The organism is Paraburkholderia fynbosensis (genome assembly GCF_902859935.1).
Classification (GTDB): Bacteria; Pseudomonadota; Gammaproteobacteria; order Burkholderiales; family Burkholderiaceae; genus Paraburkholderia; species Paraburkholderia fynbosensis.
Map to the genome: position 1 here is coordinate 128640 of NZ_CADIKI010000022.1, position 19184 is coordinate 147823.

Consider the following 19184-nt stretch of genomic DNA (forward strand, 5'->3'; position numbering starts at 1 on the left):
GGCGATCAACGCCCTCAATCGGATAAAGCCTGCGTTCTACAGAGCAAAATGTACGTCGATCAATTTGATCGGTCGAAATAGCGATCTATGTCCCAGATCGTGATTGGGCTGCTCGTTATATTGAACCAGCAAACTGAGTACGTTTTCCTGTGCCCAACGCACTCGATCGATAATGGGTTCGGAAAAACCCAAATCCTCCTCCCAAATCGTCTGCACGTTATCGGGAACCCAAACATAGCCTGGAGCTCTCAAAACGGTTGCGACCATCCGCCCCCGACTGTGATCCCCTCTAGTTATGATGTACGCGTTGTCGTTTCGATCGAGCACGATCTCCGGACGACTAATCGGTATCTGCAACGTTCCGCTACCTGTCAACGTAAAAGGCCGCGCCCTTTTCGAGATTATTTGGTGGTGCCAAAGACTACCGTCATATCGCAAGTATTGATATTGCGGAATGCCATTCGAATCATCAGCATAATAAACGATATGCGGCCTATTTAAACTGTCCACCGCCATGCTGCATTGATTCATTAGATTGCTGCCGGGCGAGACCGGATGGACAGTTTCGGCGTTTGTTTGAGTAATCGGAAGCTGGTATCCACGACCTTTTGACGTCACCCAGCTGATTCCGTTGTCAGATGAGGAGGCATAGCCAATATTGATGTTATTGACACGCCTGTCTTCCCCGAGCATGTGCGTACGCCACACAAAACTAATGTGCAAATTACCGTCATGGTCGATGGCCGGGTGGTTCCAGTACGCGTTACTCGTCCACGGTTTGGAATCACTGCCGCTCAGAATGGGTAGTGGACTGTCCGCCCAACTTCCGGACGCCTCATCGTAGTATTTTAGGCGCGCCGTCCCCTTGTTGTGTATGCCGTCGCGATACAACAGCGCAAGCGGGAAACCATTACGTGGCTGAAGAAACGTAGGATAAGTTACTTTGGTCTCCGCGTTGCCCGTCATAGGCAACTCTTCCGACCATTCAGTGATATTGCCAGGGTGAACACTGCGCCGATAGCGAAGTTGTGTCGCGTGGTGATCGTAACATATGTGAATATGATTGGCGCGATCGATACCAATGCTGATGCTGTTATGGGCATCAGTCAGGTTGTACTCACCACCGAGATCACACGTCTGAATATTGTTCGTTTTCAGATCACGCTGGACGAGACGAAGCGAATGCTCATTGACGTAAAACGCAGTAAATTGCTTGCCTTCGCAGGTAAGAATGCCGTGGTGACGGAAGATGACCGTGTTAATGGAGTTCCCAGCCCACGCATCGCCGAGATCTATCTCCGCCGATTGCCTGACAGTAAATCTACGATATTCGTGGGGGCCGCCCTGCGGAGACCTTACCAGATGTGGCCCAGCCCCGAAGCAATTCGGCGAGATTCCGAGCTGACTGCATTGCTGATCGATGCGCGCCCCGGTGATCAACGCCCTGTCAGTCCCGGGCATACCACTGGTAATTGACGACTCGAAATGTCTGAATGCCTTCGAGAAATTCCCCGCGAGTGCAGCTGCGCGCCCCAAGCTGTTATGGATCCCCGCAGCCAGTATTTGACAGACAAGCGCCTTGTCAGCCCCCCATACTTCCGCTAACCGGATGAACTTTTCAGCTTCAGCAATCTGGCCGGTTTGCAGGCGGCCGGCTGCAGCGAACAGTGCAAGCCTCCCGCGTTCCGGGTGAGCCTGAAGCATACAGTGCTCGAGCTTGGCGAGCTTCGGCCAGTCACCGAATTGCCATTGGAGACGCGCTCGATCCAGCAAGCCTTCATCTTGCACGACCAAAGCAGCATGCTCCGATGAGACTTCCCGCTCGGGAGCAGCTTGAACGGGCTCTTCACTCGACACTTTGCTATCGATATTAGTTAGCTGCTTTCTCATTGGTTCGCTCCCGAAGCAACACATCCTTAATCAAATCAAGCTGGGCTTCGGCCCGAACGATTTCTTCTTGCATGAGCTTCTGACGTGCGGATAACACATCGTCATTGGCCTGGCGATCTTGAAGCTGCTGATGCAAGACTTTGACTTGTACAAGGGATTCTGCCGCTCGCGTGGAAGATTCAACATGATGCGCCGATAACTCCAGCTTCTCGTGCTCGAGTCTCTTCCGGGCCTGTTCCAGAATTTCATTTTCCCGATTACGTTCGTCGACCTGTCTTGCGACAGCTTCGTACAAGCCCGACAACTCAGACTTCGCGCCTTCGAGATGCGTGTTCGCCTGCTGCAATTGCTCGACTTCTCGCGTCCGCTGCGCCAACTGCAGGCAGGCCCCCTCGTACAGATCGGCCAACTTCAGCTTTTCCTGCTCGAGGCGAGCTTTAACGTCACTCAACGCCGCGACCTGCAGATCGCCTTCCCTGTACTTTCTGACGACTTCGTCATATCGATTCGCCAATACCGACCTATCCTGTTCGAGTTGGCTCGTAGCCTGCCTTAGCGCATCGACCTCGCGAATGCGCTCAGCCAATACCTTGACGACCTCTTCGTAGCGCCCCGCCAGCGTTGCTTTTTCCTGCAACAGATCTAGCCTGGCTTGCTGCAAGAATTCAATTTCCCGACTGCGCTCCGCCGCAATGCTGACAGTTTCGTCGCGCTGCCTGGCCAATAGAGCACCTTCCTGCTCCAGCAGGGCTTTGGCCCGGCTCAACTCATCGATCGCCTGAACTCTCTCGGCTAACAATCGCGCATCATCACCACTGCGCGCCACCAACGTGCACTTTTCGCTTTCCAACTGCGCGGCCTTCTCTTGCCAGAGCCTAAGCGCGACCTCTTGCCGATCCGCCATAAGCAACATATCTTGCTCAAGCTGAACCACGGTCCGCTTCTGTACGTCAAGTTCCTGCGCACGCTCAGTCGCCAGACTTGCGGCCTTTTCATATTGACCTGTGACCTTGCGTCGGTCCTCCTCCAACTGGGCGTTGGACTCCTTGAGAAGTTCTACCTCTTTGCAACGCTTGCTCAATTGACGTGCCTGATCGTCTCGCTCGCTGGCCAGGCGGTTCAACTGTTCCTCGATGTCTGTTCTGCGCTCGGCAAATCTCGCCAGTTCCTTAGCTTCGCGCTGAAGCGCGCAGTGCGTCTCATAACGGAGCTGGCTGGCCTGGCGATCCTCGGAATCGCTGAATTGCATACTCGCCGGGAGGATATCCAACATAGCCGCCGCTTCGACAACCTGGCCTGCCTCATGAAGTCGAAAGGCAAGCCATTTCAATCGATAGGGTTTTGGATCCAACGCGTACGCTCGTTGCGCGGCCTCTGCGGCGCCGAGACGATCGCCAGGCATCAAATGCCTCGCGATTGCGGTATAGCCATTAGCATGCATCACCGATGAAATCGGCACCGCAGCCAACAGCTTTTCTACCGCGCCGAAACCGCCTTGGCGGTATGCCTCGAGCAGAGCACTAAAGTCCGAACCTCCCAGAGATTGCGGAGGCGTATGGCGACTGTGCAATCTCCAGATCTTCCAGAGTCGGCCAGGCAAGGCCAACATCGCCTTCGGAGAATCGACGCCTTGAATCAAAAGACTTCCCAGCTGCGAGTTCAATGCATTTTGCGTTTCGAGGACGTGAACTTTTTTCTGAACCTCGACCAAGGAGTGGAGCCGTCGGTTCTCAGCGAGAGCATCCTGCAGTTCCTCGTCTACGCAGCCCTTGACCGACAGATCATTGCGCGGCGACTGTCCGGACAACTTCTTCTCAAGAACCTTGTTCCGCAAGTAGTAATTTCCAAGCTCCTCCTGAACATGATGTAGTTGGAGAAGCAACTCTTCGTTCTCTTCTTCCACGCCAACTAAGCGGGCTTCAAGATCCGCCTGAATACTCTTATCTATCATCATTTCGCATCTTTCCAAATGCCGCGCGTATCGATAAGCACCTGAGCGCTTTTAAGCTTAGGTTTCGCGTTTTTGAACTCGGCATGATCAACAAGGAGGACAACGATGTTCGCTTCGAGGATTGCCTCTTCAAAGCGCATGAAGGCGACTTTCTCTAGCCTTAAATCTTCCGGTAGCGTTTTGAGGTTGGGCTCGACAATTGCTACCATCGTGTCACGGCGCTTGGCCAGCGTCCTGGCAATTTCGAGCGCGGGACTCTCTCTGAGGTCGTCAATATCCGGTTTGTACGAAATTCCCAGGCAGGCGATACAGATATCTTCAGCTGGCATCCCCGAATTCACGAGCTGCGTCACAGCTTCGTCTACCTTCCCGATGACCCAGTCGGGTTTCGCATCGTTCACGTTGCGTGCGGTCCGAATCAGCTGCGCCTCCTCGGGCGCGCTATCGACGATGAACCACGGATCGACGGCTATGCAATGCCCACCGACTCCGCAACCTGGTTGCAGAATGTTGACACGCGGATGTCGATTGGCTAGCGCGATCAGCTCCCATACGTCGATGCCCAGCTTGTCGCATACCATCGAAAGCTCGTTTGCGAACGCAACATTGACATCTCGAAAGCTGTTTTCCGCCAGTTTGCACATTTCTGCCGTGCGCACGTCAGTGACAATGCAGCGTCCCTGGACCACCAAACGATAAAGCGCAATTGCTGCTTCGGAACACTTCGAAGTCATGCCACCGATGACACGATCATTTGCAACCAGTTCGTGCACGATACGCCCAGGAAGAACACGCTCAGGGCAATGAGCAATTCGGATATCAGACGTTTCGCCAGCTTGATGTGGAAAACTGAGTTCCGGTCGAATTTCCGACATCCACCTTGCCAATAGTTCTGTACTGCCGACAGATGATGTGGACTCGAGAACAACCAGATTGCCCTTCTCCAGTACCGGCGCAATCGATTTCGCCGCGGCCTCGATGTAGCTCAGATCAGGTTTGTGGTCGGCAGCCAATGGCGTCGGCACTGCAATTACGAACGCGTCGGCGCGCTCAACAGAGGTTGTGGCTCGCAAATAGCCTGAGCCCACTGCAGCCCGGACCAAAATGTCCAACTCTGGTTCGACAATGTGGATGTCACCCCTGTTGATCGTTTCAACCACGGCTGCCGACACGTCGACGCCGATCACGCGCAACTTGCGGGATGCAAACAACGTAGCTGTGGGTAAACCTATGTATCCAAGACCAATTATCGATATCTTATTTAACATGCGTTCATAACTTTATTGGATGCGCCTGGCAGCCTCGCCATCACCATAGCGATTGGCAGCGCGCGACGTAATCATATAATCCACCAGCCTATATGGGGGCCGGGTTACTTACGTGACGACAGTTCTTTGGCTGGCGCCGACGATCCGAGCCGTACCGGTTTCAATCGCCTCCGGGCGATCAGTAGTCTCGCACGTCACGAGGACACTCTTGCCCGAAGCGAATGTCGAAAAATGCAAGCATTGAGTGCATGCATCTCGCGAAGATGAGAACCCCATAGCCATCCTCGCTCAATCAACGTGATCGAGAATGATGCCTTCCAGCAACTTCACAATTCCAGCCAGCGCAATCGCGGCCAACAAAGTCAGAATCATGTTGTACATGCGCTGAGGCTCCATCGGATAGCTAGGCTTGGTCGGCGCTTGCAACGGCGAGACCATTTTGAGCGTGCGTGCGGCGTCCATCCTGCCCTTTTCGAGGGCGGCAAGTGCAGTTTTGTACAGATCTTGCGCAAACCCGGCTTGCATTTGCAGTCGTTGGAATTCACCAACCGTATAGTTAAGCGCCCGTCTCGACGGCGAAGTCAGTTCTGCCTGCTTCTGGGCAATCTGCTGCTGAAGCGCCTTGAGATTGCTCTTAAGCATTACAACCATGGGCTGATTTGGACTCAATGTAGTTGGCAAAGAAGCCAACTGGGCCTCGACTTCGGTCCTTTGCGTTTCAAGTTTGTCGATGAGCGCATTGAGACTTTCGGCCGTTGCCTGTGGCGCCATGAGTCCCTTACGATTCTGAAAATCGATCAGATCGTTGCTAGTCTCTATTACGCGCTCATGCGCAAGTGTCACCTGCTTCGTCAAGTAGTCAACTTGCGATTGCGCCAGATCGTGACCAATCTGGTTCATATGCGCCTCACCTTCCCGCACCATAAAGGACGCAATTGCCTGTGCAGTTTTCGGATCGTAGGCCTGCGTGCTAATTCGGAGTACTCCGCTGTAGTCGTCGTACTCCACATCGATGCGAGACAACCAGTAGCGATAGAACCACTCCGGCGGCGCGTTCTTGAACCACATCCGCGAAACCGGATCCCAGCGTCGGTCACTGTAATGCGCGCGCAGATCAAGAGCAGCGTCGAGCTTCTTCAACATATCTGCGGACAGAAGATACTCACGCAGCAATAGTTGATCGCTGCGGCTCGGACCCGCAGCACCCGGAACAACGGTTGAAATATCGACGTTCGGATTGTTGATCTCATCTGTCTTCTGGATAATCACACTTGCTTCGGAAACGTAACGATCAGAGGCTACGAATATCCAATACACCGCGGAGAGAATCGCGGCGACAAAAATCAATCTTATAATTAATTTGAATACACTTACGGTTGACAGGTTGCGCCATTTTTCACGATAGCCAGCGGCCATCTTTCTAAGCATCCCATCCTGGGTAATTACCGGCGACGATTCGTTCATGAGACTACGTTTCCCTTGTATTCCTTAAGCGCATCACCGAGATCATCAAACCAGTGAGCCATTCCCTCGTAGATCCAGATAGCCGATTGGCAAAACTGCCTGAGCGTGCCTTCGTCATGGGAAACCATGATCACGCTTTTTTGACCCGTCTTGTCCTTGAACGCATCAGCTGCTTTCTTTCTGAATTTTGCATCGCCAGCAGCCGTAACCTCATCTGAGATGTAAACGTCAAAATCAAAGGCCAATGATAGCGCAAACTGCAGCCGCGACCTCATTCCTGATGAATATGTCTGCACTGGCTTATCAAATGCGTCGCCCAATTCGGCGAACCCCTGAATGAATGCAAGGCGGTCCTTGAGTTCATTCTGGTGTCCATGCACTCGGCAAACGAACTTCGCATTTTGTCGTCCGGTTAACGTGCCTTCCAGTCCTCCGCCTCCCATGGGCCACGATACGCGGCATCGACGCTCAACCCTGCCTTTGGTCGGGAAGTCGACGCCGCCGATAATTCGAAGCAGCGTCGATTTACCCGCACCGTTCATTCCGATCAACGCAACGCTCTTGTTCGAGGGAATCGTCATGTTGACGCCTCGCAATATCCATTTACCGGCACCGTGCTCGGTGATATATCGCTTATGAACATTCTCGACTACGATCATTTCATCACCAGCTTCTTCGCGAAACGTCTGTAGAGCGCCAAACCAATCAGCACGAAGCCCAACGCCCAGCCATAGAGATACGCCAGGCTAACTCCCGGGTCGGTGTGATAGGTTGGCAGAAATCCCAGCCGCACCAGTTCGATTCCGTGCACGACGGGATTGAACAGGAGGAGGTCACGATAAGGCTCAGGAACAACAGCGATAGGGAGTAATGTGCCGGAAACATAGTAAAGGGGCACATATAGCATCTTGTAAATATGATCCAATTCCGGGACGAATTTCATTGCAACTGAAGTAATCAACCCGAAGCCAAACCCGAACAACCAGAGCCCCAGAAGACTAACAATGACCAGCAGCGGGTTCACAGGAAATAACACCGGATTGAGCGTATCTGGCGTTATTGTCCTACCCATGGCAACCGTAAACAGAATGATCAGGATGGCAATCGGAATCATCAAAAATAATTCCAAAGCTCCTCTTATAAACGCGGCATCAAATGGCTTCACCTGTCTGTAGACAAAGAAGGCCCGATTGCTGTCAAGCGCGTGCAATACTTGAAGCCATGTGCGTCTCCAAAGGAGAAAACCAACGAAGCCTCCAAGTATCCACATTGATATTTCCATTCCACCTACCTCATGTATATGGAATGTTTGGTAGCCGAACGCGTGGATTGCAATGTACACCACCGGTTCAACCAGCAGCCAAAGCCAAGCGGCGCGTGCCTCAAACAGGCGATCCAATGCCTCGCGCAAAAACATTGCGCGCCAAACGGCAAGCGTCACCTCCAAGGGAGTACGAACTCTATCCGTCATAACTCACTACTGAAAATCATGAGTAAAGGTCACCGTCGGATCGGCCACCATCACGACATACGTAAGAAACTTCCGGAATTCCGCGCCAGGCGAATTCGAGACATAAATCACGTCGTGGTTCTGAACCGGAAAATTCTGCGTGACAAAGAACGCCGCTGGGTCGCGTAAATTGATTTCGTACACCACCGGCACTTTGCCGTTGCTGACCTTGAGCGACGGATCCATGTTGTCCACCAGCTTCGCGTCTTCGAAGCGGAACACGAAGATACCGCGCGCATCCGCGCGGCTGTCATTCAAACCTCCCGAGCGAGCCAGCGCCTGCGCCAGCGAAATTCCCTGCGCTTCAAACGGAATCTCGTCGTTTTTGCCCGTAGCGCCGAGGACCGAGAACGTCAGAGGCTGGAAAAGCGCCGTCACCACGTCGCCCGGCTTGAGCAGCACGTTCTGCTTTGGGTCACGAATCACCGAATCGAGCGACATGGTGGCCGTCGTATCTCCCCGCGACAATTGCACCGCCATGTGGCTAACCGGCTGTTTCAATCCGCCCGCAAAGGCAAGCGCGTCCAGCAGACGCTCGCCTTTCGGCGTGAGCGGCATCATCGCACTGGTGTTGACTTCGCCCACAATCGTGACGTTCGAAGCGTTATTCTTTGTCACGCCCACGAGCACCTGCGGCTGATTCGCCTTGCCCTTGAGACGGCTGACGATGCTCGCCTCGATCTGCTCAGTGGTATGGCCTGCCACGGCAATGCGGCCAGCGAAGGGGATGGAGATAGTGCCGTCCGCAGCCACCATCTGCGTCGGCAGCGTGACGCTGCTACTCGACGAGCCAGAGCCGAGCGACGGCAGCGAAAGCGGCGCCGACGTGCTGAACAGCAAAGCGGGAGGCGTTTCCCACATCGTCACTTCGATCACGTCGCCAGGGCCGATAACGTAGTTGTTGGCAGCCTTGCTCGCGAATGTGTTCGAGAATTGATCCAGCTTCTGCGATTCGGCGAGCTTGCGCGCCAGTGCGTCGTTGACATCGACCACCTGGATGCCCTCGACACGGCCTGAATCGTGTTGCTCCAGAACCTGCTGACGGCTCGCGCCGGCTGTCGGAATCCAGTCCGGAAAAGTCCCGCACCCCGAAAGCGCCAATACTGCAGGAATGCACACTGCCAAAAGATTCTTCTTCATAAATGCTCAAATCTAGTCACGAATTACCCGCGAGCCTTGCCACCGCCCCCACCGTCCGACTAATCTGCTCCGCCTCATGCGTGGAACAGATAAAAAACCGCAACCGCGCCGCCTTCTCCTCGACAGCCGGATAAAAAATCGGCTGCACGTTAATGCCTTCCTCGAACAACGCGTTTGCCCACTGCGCGGCCTTCAACGAACTGCCGGTAATCACCGGCACGACCGCGTAGCCCGCGCTCGTGCCGACATTGAGTCCGGCCGCACGCGCTTCGGCAAGAAACTGGTGCCCGCGTTCTCGCAACCGCGCAACCCGCTCAGGTTGCGCGATCAGTGCTTCAAGCGCCGCAAGCGACGCTTCCGCCAAAGCCGGCGCAAGCCCGACGCTATATAAAAATCCCGGCGCCAGATGACGCAGCATGTCGGCCAGCGGCTGACAACCCGCGATAAAACCACCACATCCCGCCAGCGTCTTACTCATCGTGCCCATCCACAAATCGACACGCTCCGGGGCCACGCCGCACTGCTCGCGAATACCGCGCCCCGTCGCGCCAAGCACGCCGAGCGAATGCGCTTCATCGACCAGCAAAAACGCGCCGTGCCGCTCCTTAACCTCGCAAAAACGTTCGAGATCGGGGAAATCGCCGTCCATGCTGTACAGCCCTTCGATCGCGATCAACACGTGGCGATACTCGCGACGCACCCGCGTCAGCAGTTCGTCGAGCGCCTGCCAATCGTTGTGCGCGAAACTCAAACGCTTCGCACCACTCAGTTGCGCGCCCTGCACGATACTGTTGTGCGCGAGTGCGTCGTGAACGATCAGATCGCCGGGCCCGAACAGCGCACCGATCACGGTCACGTTGGTCGCATGTCCGCTCACGAACGCGACGCAATCGTCCGTTTCGTAAAACGCCGCAAGCGCGCGTTCGAGTTCGCGATGCACGGGTCGTTCGCCCGCGACGATGCGGCTCGCCGACGCCGACGTGCCATACCGGTCGATGGCAGCCTTCGCACGCGACGCGATAACGGGATCGCCCGCGAACCCGAGATAGCTGTAGTTCGCGAAGTTCACATACTCGCGGCCGCCAATTTGTGTCGTCGCGCCCGCAATACCGTCATGTACCCGAAAAAACGGCGACTCGACTCGCAGCGTCTCGCCCATTTCACGCATCAGCTTGACTTGCTGATACTGCGGCATTGCTTCAAAGCGGCTGCGTGCGGAAAGTGTCTGCGCAGCCTGTGCCGCCTGCGCATCGGGCACGCCCGGCGCGTCGATCGCATCCGTAGCACGCTCCAGCTGGCGCTTCAGCGCCTTCGCTGCCAGCTGCTGCCGTAGTGTTTCTCCAAGTCCCATGTAGTTCGATTCAGCCTATATGTGCGGCGCGGCTTATGCGTGCGCCTCGACCCACTCGTACGCGCCGGGTGTTCCCAGCAACGCGGCGAGCAGCCGGTAGTTCATTTCATGGGTCGGCCGCCGTGCACTCACGTGGCCCAGCAACGGCGCCCCCGCGAGCGCGAGATCGCCGACCAGATCCAGCACGCGATGCCGGACGAACTCGTCGGGCTCACGCAGTCCGCCGACCACCCGCTTACCGACGATCGCCGCCGTGCATGACAGACGTGCGCCACGCAAAATCGGCCAGCCGCGCAGATAACCGACGACGATCGCGGGCACCGCCCATTTGATCTGCCCATACGAGCGCGACGACGCGATTTCGTCGGCGAAAGCGCGCGGCGTGAGCACGCCGTGCCACTCCATATCGCCGAAACCTTTGAGGTCGTTGTTATGCACGCTGAGCGCATAGTTGTCGGCAGGCTCGACACGCATCTCGCGGCGCGCCTCACCTTCGCCGTCGGCGACGCTCACACTTTTCAGAACGCGCAAAAACAGCTTGGGCTGCCGCATCGCGGTGCGACCGCACGCGCGAATCGCGTCGATCCACGGTTGCGCGCTGCCGTCGAGAATCGGTATCTCTTCGGCGTCGAGCTCGACGATCGCGTGGTCGATCTCGCAGGCCAGCAGCGACGCGAGCAGATGCTCGACCGTGCGCACGCCGAGCCCGTCGCTCGCGCGCAGCATCGTGCACAGCGGCTGGCCCCGGCGCAGCGACGGATGCGCGGCGACGGTACCCAACTCGCGGCCGCCCTTCAAACGCCGGAACACGATCCCATGCCGCTCGCCCGCAACCCGCGCCGACTCAGCCGGAAGAATGCGCACGTTCACGCGCCGCCCGGTATGCAGGCCATGTCCCGACAGTTCGAGCGGCCGCGCGAGCGTGCCTTCGCTCGCCTGCCAGCCCGCGGGAAGCTTTACTCCGCAAACGCCGGCGTCGACTGACATGACTCGTCTCCCTGTTGATCTTGAGTGTGGGTGGCGTTGCCGCGATTGCGTTCGAGCAACACGCGCGCCTCGTCTTCGCCGAGCGCATGGCGCGCAGCCAAGGCCGCGACCTCGTCGCTCGCAGCGTTCGCGGTAGCCTGAGCGCCGTCGCCAGCGCTCTCATCGAGCATGTCGACGATCCGCACGGCAAGCGTATGCACGGTGGCGCCTTCGGCGATCGCCATGATCGACAGCTTCACGCCGAACGACTCCTCGACCGCCATGCCGAGTTCCATGCCCATCAGCGAATCCATGCCGAGCTCGAGCACCGAGCAGTCAAGTGCGACGCGCTCCGGCGACATGTGCAGGATGCGCGCGATGTGGCCGCGCAACGCGATCTCCACCAGCGCGACCGCTTCGGTCTCGGGCAACCCGCGCAACTGTTCGAGCAAGGCGCCGTCTTCGTTCGTCGCTTCGGTGGCGCCCCCACCTTGCAGCGCCATGTAGCGGCGCGCCTGCGCCGCAGGCATTCCCCGCGAGATCGCCGCCCAGTCCAGGCGCACCACGGCCTCGCCGGCCGCACGGCTCACGAGCACGCGCTCGAGCGCCGTCATCGCTTCGTCGGAGGTGATCGAAGCACCGCCGATGCGCGCCTGCAACGCTTCACGCGTCGCGCTGTTGCGCGCAAGGAAACCCACGTCCTCAATCGGCCCCCACGCCATGAAGGTCGCGGGCAGCCCGGCCGCGCGCCGATGCGCGACGAGCGCTTCAAGGAAGCTATTGGCCGCCACGTACGCGCCTTGGCCCGGATTGCCGAGACAGGTCGTGGCCGACGAATACAGCACGAAGAAGTCGAGCGCGCAGCGGCGCGTCGCGCGGTGCAGATTCCATGCGCCCGCAACTTTCGGTTCTAGCACGGCGAGCATGCGCGCGTCGTCGAGGTTGCGCAGCAGGCCGTCGTCGATGCGCATCGCCGAGTGCAGCACGCCTTTGAGCGGCGTGCCGCGTGCCTCGATGGTGCCGACTAGGCGATCGAGCGCTGCCGGATCGGTCACGTCGCACGACACCACACTCACGCTCACGCCGTGCGCGGCTTGCAAGTGCTCGAGCTCCTGCTGCTTCGCGGCGTCGAGCGCGCCGCCGCGGCTGGCGAGCGTCAGATGCCGCGCGCCGCGCGCGATCATCCAGCGCGCGCTTGCATAACCGAGACCGCCCGTGCCGCCGACGATCAGATACGCCGCCCGCGGATCGAGGCTCAGCGCGGGCTGCGCGACGCCGCGCGTGGGCGCGGGCGTGCCCGACGCATAGGTGACGAGTACCTTGCCGATCTGGCGCGCCTGCTGCATGTAGCGGAATGCCTCTTCCGCTCGCGCAGCCGGGAACGCGCGATACGGCAGCGGGTGCAGCACGCCGCTCACGAAGAGCGCCATCACTTCCTCGAAGAGGCGCGTGGTCAGTTCGGGCAGCACACCCATCAACTGGTCGGCGTCGATGCCGAAATAACTGATGTTGTTGCGGAACGGCCGCAGGCCGATCTGGCTGTTCTCGTAGAAGTCGCGCTTACCGAGTTCGAGGAAGCGACCGAACGGACGCAGCGTATCGATGCCGCGCACCATCGCCTCACCCGCGAGCGAGTTGAGCACGATGTCGACGCCCTCGCCGTTGGTACAGGCTCGCACGTCGTCGGCGAACGCGAGGCTGCGCGAGTCGAATACGCGATCGACGCCGAGCAGGCGCACGAACTCGCGCTTCTCGTCGGCACCGGCGGTGGCGAACACCTCCGCGCCGAGATGGCGGGCAATCTGGATCGCCGCGATGCCCACACCACCCGCACCGCCGTGAATCAGCACCCGCTCGCCACGACGTAGCCGCGCGAGTTCACACAGCGCGTAGTACGCGGTGAAGAACGTGGTGGGAATCGTCGCTGCCGCTTCGAAGGAAATCGTTTCGGGCTTGCGCGCGATCGCGCTCGCCCGCGTCACCACGTGCGTGGCGAACGAAGCCGGCGCGAAGCCGAGCACCGCGTCGCCGGGCGCCCAGCCTTCGACGCCCGTGCCGACCCGCACGATGCGGCCGGACAGTTCCATGCCGATCGTCGCGCCCGCGAAGCCGGTCTCGACCGCCTCGTCGGAGAGCAGGCCCATCGAGTACATGACGTCGCGGAAGTTCAGACCGGTGGCCATCGGCGCGATCTCGACTTCGTCAGCATTCAATTCGCGCGCCGGCAACGCAAACCATTCGAGGTTGCGCAGCGAGCCGGGCATGTCGAACGCCAACACGGCGGGCGCCGGGTCGGCTACTTGTTGCGCGCTGGCCTGGTCGCGGGAAGTCAGCCGTTCCGCCGTTTGCGCCGGCAGCATGCGCGGCACATAACGACCCTGCGCGGTGAGCAGCACCTCTTCCTCGCCGTCGTCGTGCGTAAGCGCGTGCGCCAGTTGCGAGACGGCTTCGCTATCCGCGCTCGCCACGTCGATCAAGCGCAGCGCAAGCGACGGATATTCATTTGCCATCACGCGGCCGAGCCCCCACAGGCTCGCCTGCTCCGGCTGCGCCGCGGCGGCCGTGCCTTGCACGAACGGCGCGCCGCCACGTGTGACTACGCACAGGCGCACCTGCGCAGCCACGCCGGCTGCGTCCAGTTCGCGCGCGAGCGCGGCGAGCGCGAGCGCACCGCCGTGTTGCGCGTGCATCACGTCGGCGCCGCTGGCATCGTCGAGCTGCGTAAGCGGTGCGACGAACACGATCTGCGCTTGCGTGTTGCTGCGTTCGAACCATGCAACCGCTTCGCGCACGCTCGTCGCTTCGACCTGACAGCCATGACGCGCAAGTTCTTGCGCGAGCGCGCAGCCGAGCGCGTCGTTGCCGGTCTGCACGATCAGCCAGGGCTGTTGCGCGGCCGCACCGGGTTGCGGCTGCCGCACGGCGGCGGCCTTGCGCGCGACCATCAGCGTCGGCGCACCTTCGAGATCGAGGCCCTGCTCCGTGTGACGCGCGACGTTCTGCAGACCAGCGCGCTCGCAAAGCGACTGCAAGGCGGCCGGCGCGAGCGCGCCGTAAGTCTGAGCGGACAGCTCGTGACCCGCCGCGCCGAACACGATGTCGGCGAAACGGCTACGGTGCGAGTCGGCGAGCACGACCATGCCGCCCGGCGCGAGCCGTTCGACGATTGCTTGCAGTGTGGCAAGCGGATCGACCTGTTCGCCGAGCATGCGATTGACCACGATCACGTCGAACGGCGCGGCGTCACGGCAATGGGCGAACAGCGCTTCGCTTTCGCCGAGCACCAGCGTCTGCACGCGGGCGTGCGCTTCCGCATCGAGCGCGGCGAGCTGCTGGTGCGTGCCCGCGAGCACATGCTCGCATTGCGACGCCGACATGCCGAGATCGAGCGGCTGCAGCACTTCACCACTCGTCGCGCCGATTTCCAGCACGCGCAGGCGGCGGTTGCGCGGCCACGCTGCCAGCGCCTCCTTCGCGCACGCGGCGAGCATCGCGCGGGCATGCGACCACGTCGGCGACGCGTCGAAAAACTGCTCGACGAGACTGCGCCCCGTCGGCGACAGCAGCGGCCGCGCAGCGGCATCGGATGCTCCGTCGCGCAGCAGGCGCGGCAACGCCGCCCCGACGTGTGCAAGCAGCGTCAGTTCGGCGACGTGCGCCGGCGAACTCGCGAGCACGTCGCGCCACAGCGCGTCGAGCGCGGGCATCGCCGCGCACGCCGCGTCGTCCCGCACGAGGCGCTCGCCCTCGAAACGGGCGAAACCGTCTTCCACGACGATCTGCGTCACCCGAGCGAGCATCGGCGCATCGGTGAGCGCGGACAACGTGGGCTGCGCGAACGCGCCGATCGCGTCGAGCGCGTTCAGCGCGTATAGGCCCGCGAGCACGTCCAGCAACGGCAGTGTTTCGGTCAAATGACGCGTCCGTTGCGCGCTGTCCTCGGACGCAGCGAGACGCGCGCTCGCGCGTTCGACGAGCGCCGCCGGCGCGGGCAGCGCTGCAGCTGTAAAGCACTCGGGCAGCGGGCGCGCTTCGAGCGCGTAGGCAAAGCGCGCCGGAGCGGCATGGCGTCGGCCTGTCAGGTCGACACGGCGGAACCGGCAGGCGGAAAGACGCGCGACGATCGCATTGTCGGCGTCGAGGAATTCGAACGACGCGACGATCGAATGCGGGCTGCGGCGCTGCACGCGTGCTAGCACACGGCGCACCGAGTCGCCGCGCCGATAGTCGACGCGGCCGATCTGGACCGGCACGAAGGCTGCGCGCGCGTCGCCGGACGCGGCACCAGCCTGACCGAGCACGGCGAAGAGCGGATGAAAACCACTGTCCATCAGCGCGGGATGCAACAGCCAGCCGTCCAGTGTCGACGCGCCGCCAAGCACTTGCGGCACGTCCAGATCGGCGAGCGCGTCGTCGCCTTGCACCTGGACCTTGCTCACCCAGCGGAATGCCGGACCATAGCTCAAACCGATCACGGTCGTACTTGCGTAGAGGGCATCGCCAGCCGTCGCGGGGCGCGCTTCGAGGCGCGCCAGCACCGACTCGTCGGCCGCGCTCTGCGCGTCTAGCGTATTGCCGCTTTCGAGCAGGCGCCCCGTCACATTGAGATTCCATGGGCCGTCGCTCATGCGCTCTCGCGTCTCGATCGTAAACGAGGCGGTGCGTGCGTCGATCACGAAGCGGAACAGCTTGGCGTGCTGCGGCTGGAACACGACCGGCATGCGGATCTCGAGGTTCTCGAGCGCGACGTCCGGAGTGCGGAAGAACACGCGCGCCGCGGCCAGCGCCATTTCCACATAGCCCGCACCCGGGAACGCCACGCCGCCATCGACCACGTGGTCGGCGAGCATCGGCACGCGTTGCGGATCGAGCTGGTTTTCCCACGCGAACGCATGCTCGTGCAGACGGTAGCCGAGTAGCGGATGATCGACGTGGCGATTCACGAGGTTGTAGCCCTCGATGGTGGCCGTCTGCCAGTAGCGTTCGCGCTGCCACGGATAGGTCGGCAGCGCCGCGTGCAAGCCCTGCGACGCCATCGGCACGAAGCGGTCGAGATCGACACGCGCGCCGTGCGCGACCGCCGATAGCGTCGAATGCTCGAGCATCTGCGCACTGTCGTGATGACGCTTGAGCGTGGGCACGACCGCGCCCGCGAGATTGAGACTCGCGAGAGTCTGCTTGACGTAATGGCGCAGAATCGAGTGCGGCGCGATTTCAATGAACATGCGCACGCCCGTCTCGGCAAGCCGCGTGAGCGCTTCTCCAAAACGCACCGGCTCGCGGATGTTGCGCCACCAGTAGCCTGCGTCGAGCGCAGTGCCGGAAAGCGTGTCGCCGGTGACGGTCGAGACGTAGCGCTTCGTGCCTTCGCGCGGCGCCAGATCGGCGAGTCCGGCGCGCACCACCGGCTCGATCGCGTCCATGCGGCTGCTGTGGAACGCGTAATCGAGATCGAGCAACTGGAAGAAGCTGCCGTTCGCGACCAGCGCGGCGCCGATCGCTTCGAGCCCCGCGAGGGAGCCCGCGAGCGTGACGGCTTCGGGGCTGTTGGTGCCGGCCAGTTCGACCGACGCCGCGAGACCGAGGCGTGCAATCAAGTCCCCCGCCTCGGCTTCGCCAATGCCCACGGCGGCCATCCTGCCGGTACCGCGCGTCAGGCCCTGCGCGCTGCTGCGAATGCGGATCACGCGCACGGCTTCGGCCAGCGTCAGCGCGCCCGATGCCCACGCGGCCGCGATTTCACCGACGCTATGACCGACCGCGGCATCGAATTCGATGCCGCGTGCTTCGAGCGTGCGCGTGATACCGACCTGGATCGCGAACAGCAACGGCTGCGCATTTTCCGTCGCCGCAAGCCATTCGGCGCTCGCGCCAGCGCACAGCACGTCGACTAGCGACTCGCTGCCGTCGGCGCGCCAGAGCGCGTCGACTTCGTCGAGCGCCGCGCGGAACCCGGCGTCTTCCGCGTAGAGTTGCTTGCCCATGCCGGCCCACTGGCAGCCGTTGCCAGCATAGACGAACGCCACCTTGGTGCCGGTCGCCACCGCCTGGCCGCGTGCGACGTAAGCCGGCAGCACCTGTTCGGACGAGTCCGCGAGCATTTGCAGTGCCGCGCAGCCCGCTTGCCGATCCGGCGGCGCAATGACCACGCGCTGATCGAGCCATTCGCGGCGCCGCGCGGCGCTAGCTGCGAGCGCGCTCCAATCGGCGCCATCCTGCAGGCGCGCGTGGTAGCGCGCCGCGAGTGCGGCAAGCGCAGCCTGCGAACGCGCGGTGAGTACGAGCGGCGCCAGTGCCTCGTCCGCCGCCGGCGCGCTGGTCGCGACAGGCACCGCGGGCGCGGCTGCGTGCGCCGTCTCCGCGAGCACGACGTGAGCATTGGTGCCGCCGAAGCCGAACGAATTGACGCCGATCGTCAGCGGCGCGCCATCGCGGCGCGACAGCGGCGTGAAGCGGTCGACGACGCGCAGGCGGCCGCCTTCGAAATCGATCGCGGGATTGGGCGTTTCGAAATGCAGCGAGCGTGGCACCGCGCCGTGCTTCAGGCAGAGGATCGCCTTGAAGAGGCCTGCCATCCCCGAGGCGGTTTCGAGGTGCCCGAGGTTGGTCTTGACCGAGCCGATCAGCAGCGGATCGTCGGCCGGGCGACCGGCCGCGACCGCTTCCATCAGCGCGCGCGCCTCAATCGGGTCGCCGACCGCGGTACCCGTGCCGTGGGCTTCCAGATAGGCAAGCGAACGTGGATCGACGCCCGCGCGGCGGTAGATCGATCGCAGCAGTTCGGCCTGCATGGCCGTCGTCGGCACACTGATGCCGCCATGCGAGTGACCGTTGGAGTTCACGCCCGAACCCGCAATGACAGCGTGAATGGTGTCGCCGTCGGCGAGCGCGCGTTCGAGCGGCTTGAGCAGGACGAAAGCACCGCCCTCGGCGCGCACATAGCCGTCGCCGGTCGCATCGAATGCGCGGCAGCGGCCGCGCGGCGACAGCATCGACGCCTTCGAAAAGCTCACGAAGCCAAACGGATGGAGCAGCAGATTGACGCCGCCCGCGAGCGCCATTTCGGTCTCGCCCGACTGCAGTGCCTGCACGGCCTGATGCAGCGCGACGATCGACGACGAGCAGGCGGTGTCCACCGACATGCTCGGTCCGCGCAGATCGAACAAATAGGACACGCGATTGGAGGCAATGCTGAGCGTGTTGCCCGTGGCCGAGTACGGATCGATCCAGTTCAGGTCGTCCATGCTGCGGTTGCCGTAGTCCATACTCGCGGCGCCGACGTACACGCCACAGTCGCGGCCACGCATTTCGGCCGGACGCACGCCGGCGTCCTCGAACGCTTCCCACGCGAGTTCGAGCAGGAGACGCTGCTGCGGGTCCATCTGGGTTGCCTCGCGCGGCGAAACGCCGAAGAACGCGGCATCGAAACCAGCCACGTCATCAAGCACGCCCGCCGAGAACGTGTAGCTTTTGCCCGGCTCTTTTTTGGACGGGTGCTGGTAGAACCCCGTGCCGAATCGATCGGCTGGCACGGCGGTCACTGCGTCGCGCTCATCGCACAGCAGTTGCCAGAAGTCTTCGGGCCCAGTTACTCCGCCGGGAAAGCGACATGCCATCCCGATAATCGCAATTTTTCTTTCCATC

General features: G+C 60.9%; 10 protein-coding genes. All 10 read right to left on the reverse strand.

Annotation, left to right across the window (positions count from 1 at the left end):
- Positions 1–36 precede the first annotated feature (36 nt).
- The 10 genes from HV770_RS29960 to HV770_RS30005 all read right to left on the reverse strand — a co-directional run bounded on the left by HV770_RS29960 (position 37) and on the right by HV770_RS30005 (position 19183).
- The gene (locus tag HV770_RS29960) at positions 37–1890 is read right to left on the reverse strand and encodes a BNR repeat-containing protein (protein WP_175165151.1); all 1854 of its coding nucleotides are present in this window, start codon (positions 1888–1890) and stop codon (positions 37–39) included.
- Positions 1871–3844: a coiled-coil domain-containing protein gene (locus HV770_RS29965; RefSeq protein WP_175165152.1), complete on the reverse strand. Its 1974-nt coding sequence runs from the start codon at positions 3842–3844 to the stop codon at positions 1871–1873. Before HV770_RS29965 ends, HV770_RS29960 begins: the two co-directional genes overlap by 20 nt.
- Positions 3841–5109, reverse strand: a complete 1269-nt coding sequence (wecC, locus tag HV770_RS29970; protein WP_175165153.1) for a UDP-N-acetyl-D-mannosamine dehydrogenase — start codon at positions 5107–5109, stop codon at positions 3841–3843. Before wecC ends, HV770_RS29965 begins: the two co-directional genes overlap by 4 nt.
- Before the next feature lie 288 nt (positions 5110–5397).
- Positions 5398–6573: a KpsE/RkpR family capsule polysaccharide export protein gene (locus HV770_RS29975; RefSeq protein WP_246291307.1), complete on the reverse strand. Its 1176-nt coding sequence runs from the start codon at positions 6571–6573 to the stop codon at positions 5398–5400.
- Positions 6570–7232, reverse strand: coding sequence for an ABC transporter ATP-binding protein (locus HV770_RS29980; RefSeq protein WP_175165154.1), 663 nt, complete (start codon positions 7230–7232; stop codon positions 6570–6572). Before HV770_RS29980 ends, HV770_RS29975 begins: the two co-directional genes overlap by 4 nt.
- Positions 7229–8044 carry an ABC transporter permease gene (locus HV770_RS29985; RefSeq protein WP_175165155.1) on the reverse strand — a complete coding sequence of 272 codons (816 nt, stop codon included), beginning with the start codon at positions 8042–8044 and terminating at the stop codon, positions 7229–7231. The genes HV770_RS29980 and HV770_RS29985 overlap by 4 nt, the downstream gene beginning before the upstream one ends.
- A 6-nt stretch (positions 8045–8050) precedes the next feature.
- Complete coding sequence (locus HV770_RS29990; RefSeq protein ID WP_175165156.1) at positions 8051–9223, reverse strand: polysaccharide biosynthesis/export family protein; 1173 nt, start codon at positions 9221–9223, stop codon at positions 8051–8053.
- 16 nt (positions 9224–9239) lie between these two features.
- Positions 9240–10574 (reverse strand): aminotransferase class I/II-fold pyridoxal phosphate-dependent enzyme, encoded by a 1335-nt coding sequence (locus tag HV770_RS29995; protein WP_175165157.1) that lies wholly within the window; start codon positions 10572–10574, stop codon positions 9240–9242.
- 33 nt (positions 10575–10607) lie between these two features.
- On the reverse strand, positions 10608–11561 hold the full coding sequence (locus tag HV770_RS30000) for a UDP-3-O-acyl N-acetylglycosamine deacetylase (RefSeq protein WP_175165158.1): 954 nt from the start codon (positions 11559–11561) through the stop codon (positions 10608–10610).
- Positions 11531–19183: a type I polyketide synthase gene (locus tag HV770_RS30005; protein WP_175165177.1), complete on the reverse strand. Its 7653-nt coding sequence runs from the start codon at positions 19181–19183 to the stop codon at positions 11531–11533. The genes HV770_RS30000 and HV770_RS30005 overlap by 31 nt, the downstream gene beginning before the upstream one ends.
- Position 19184 lies beyond the last annotated feature (1 nt).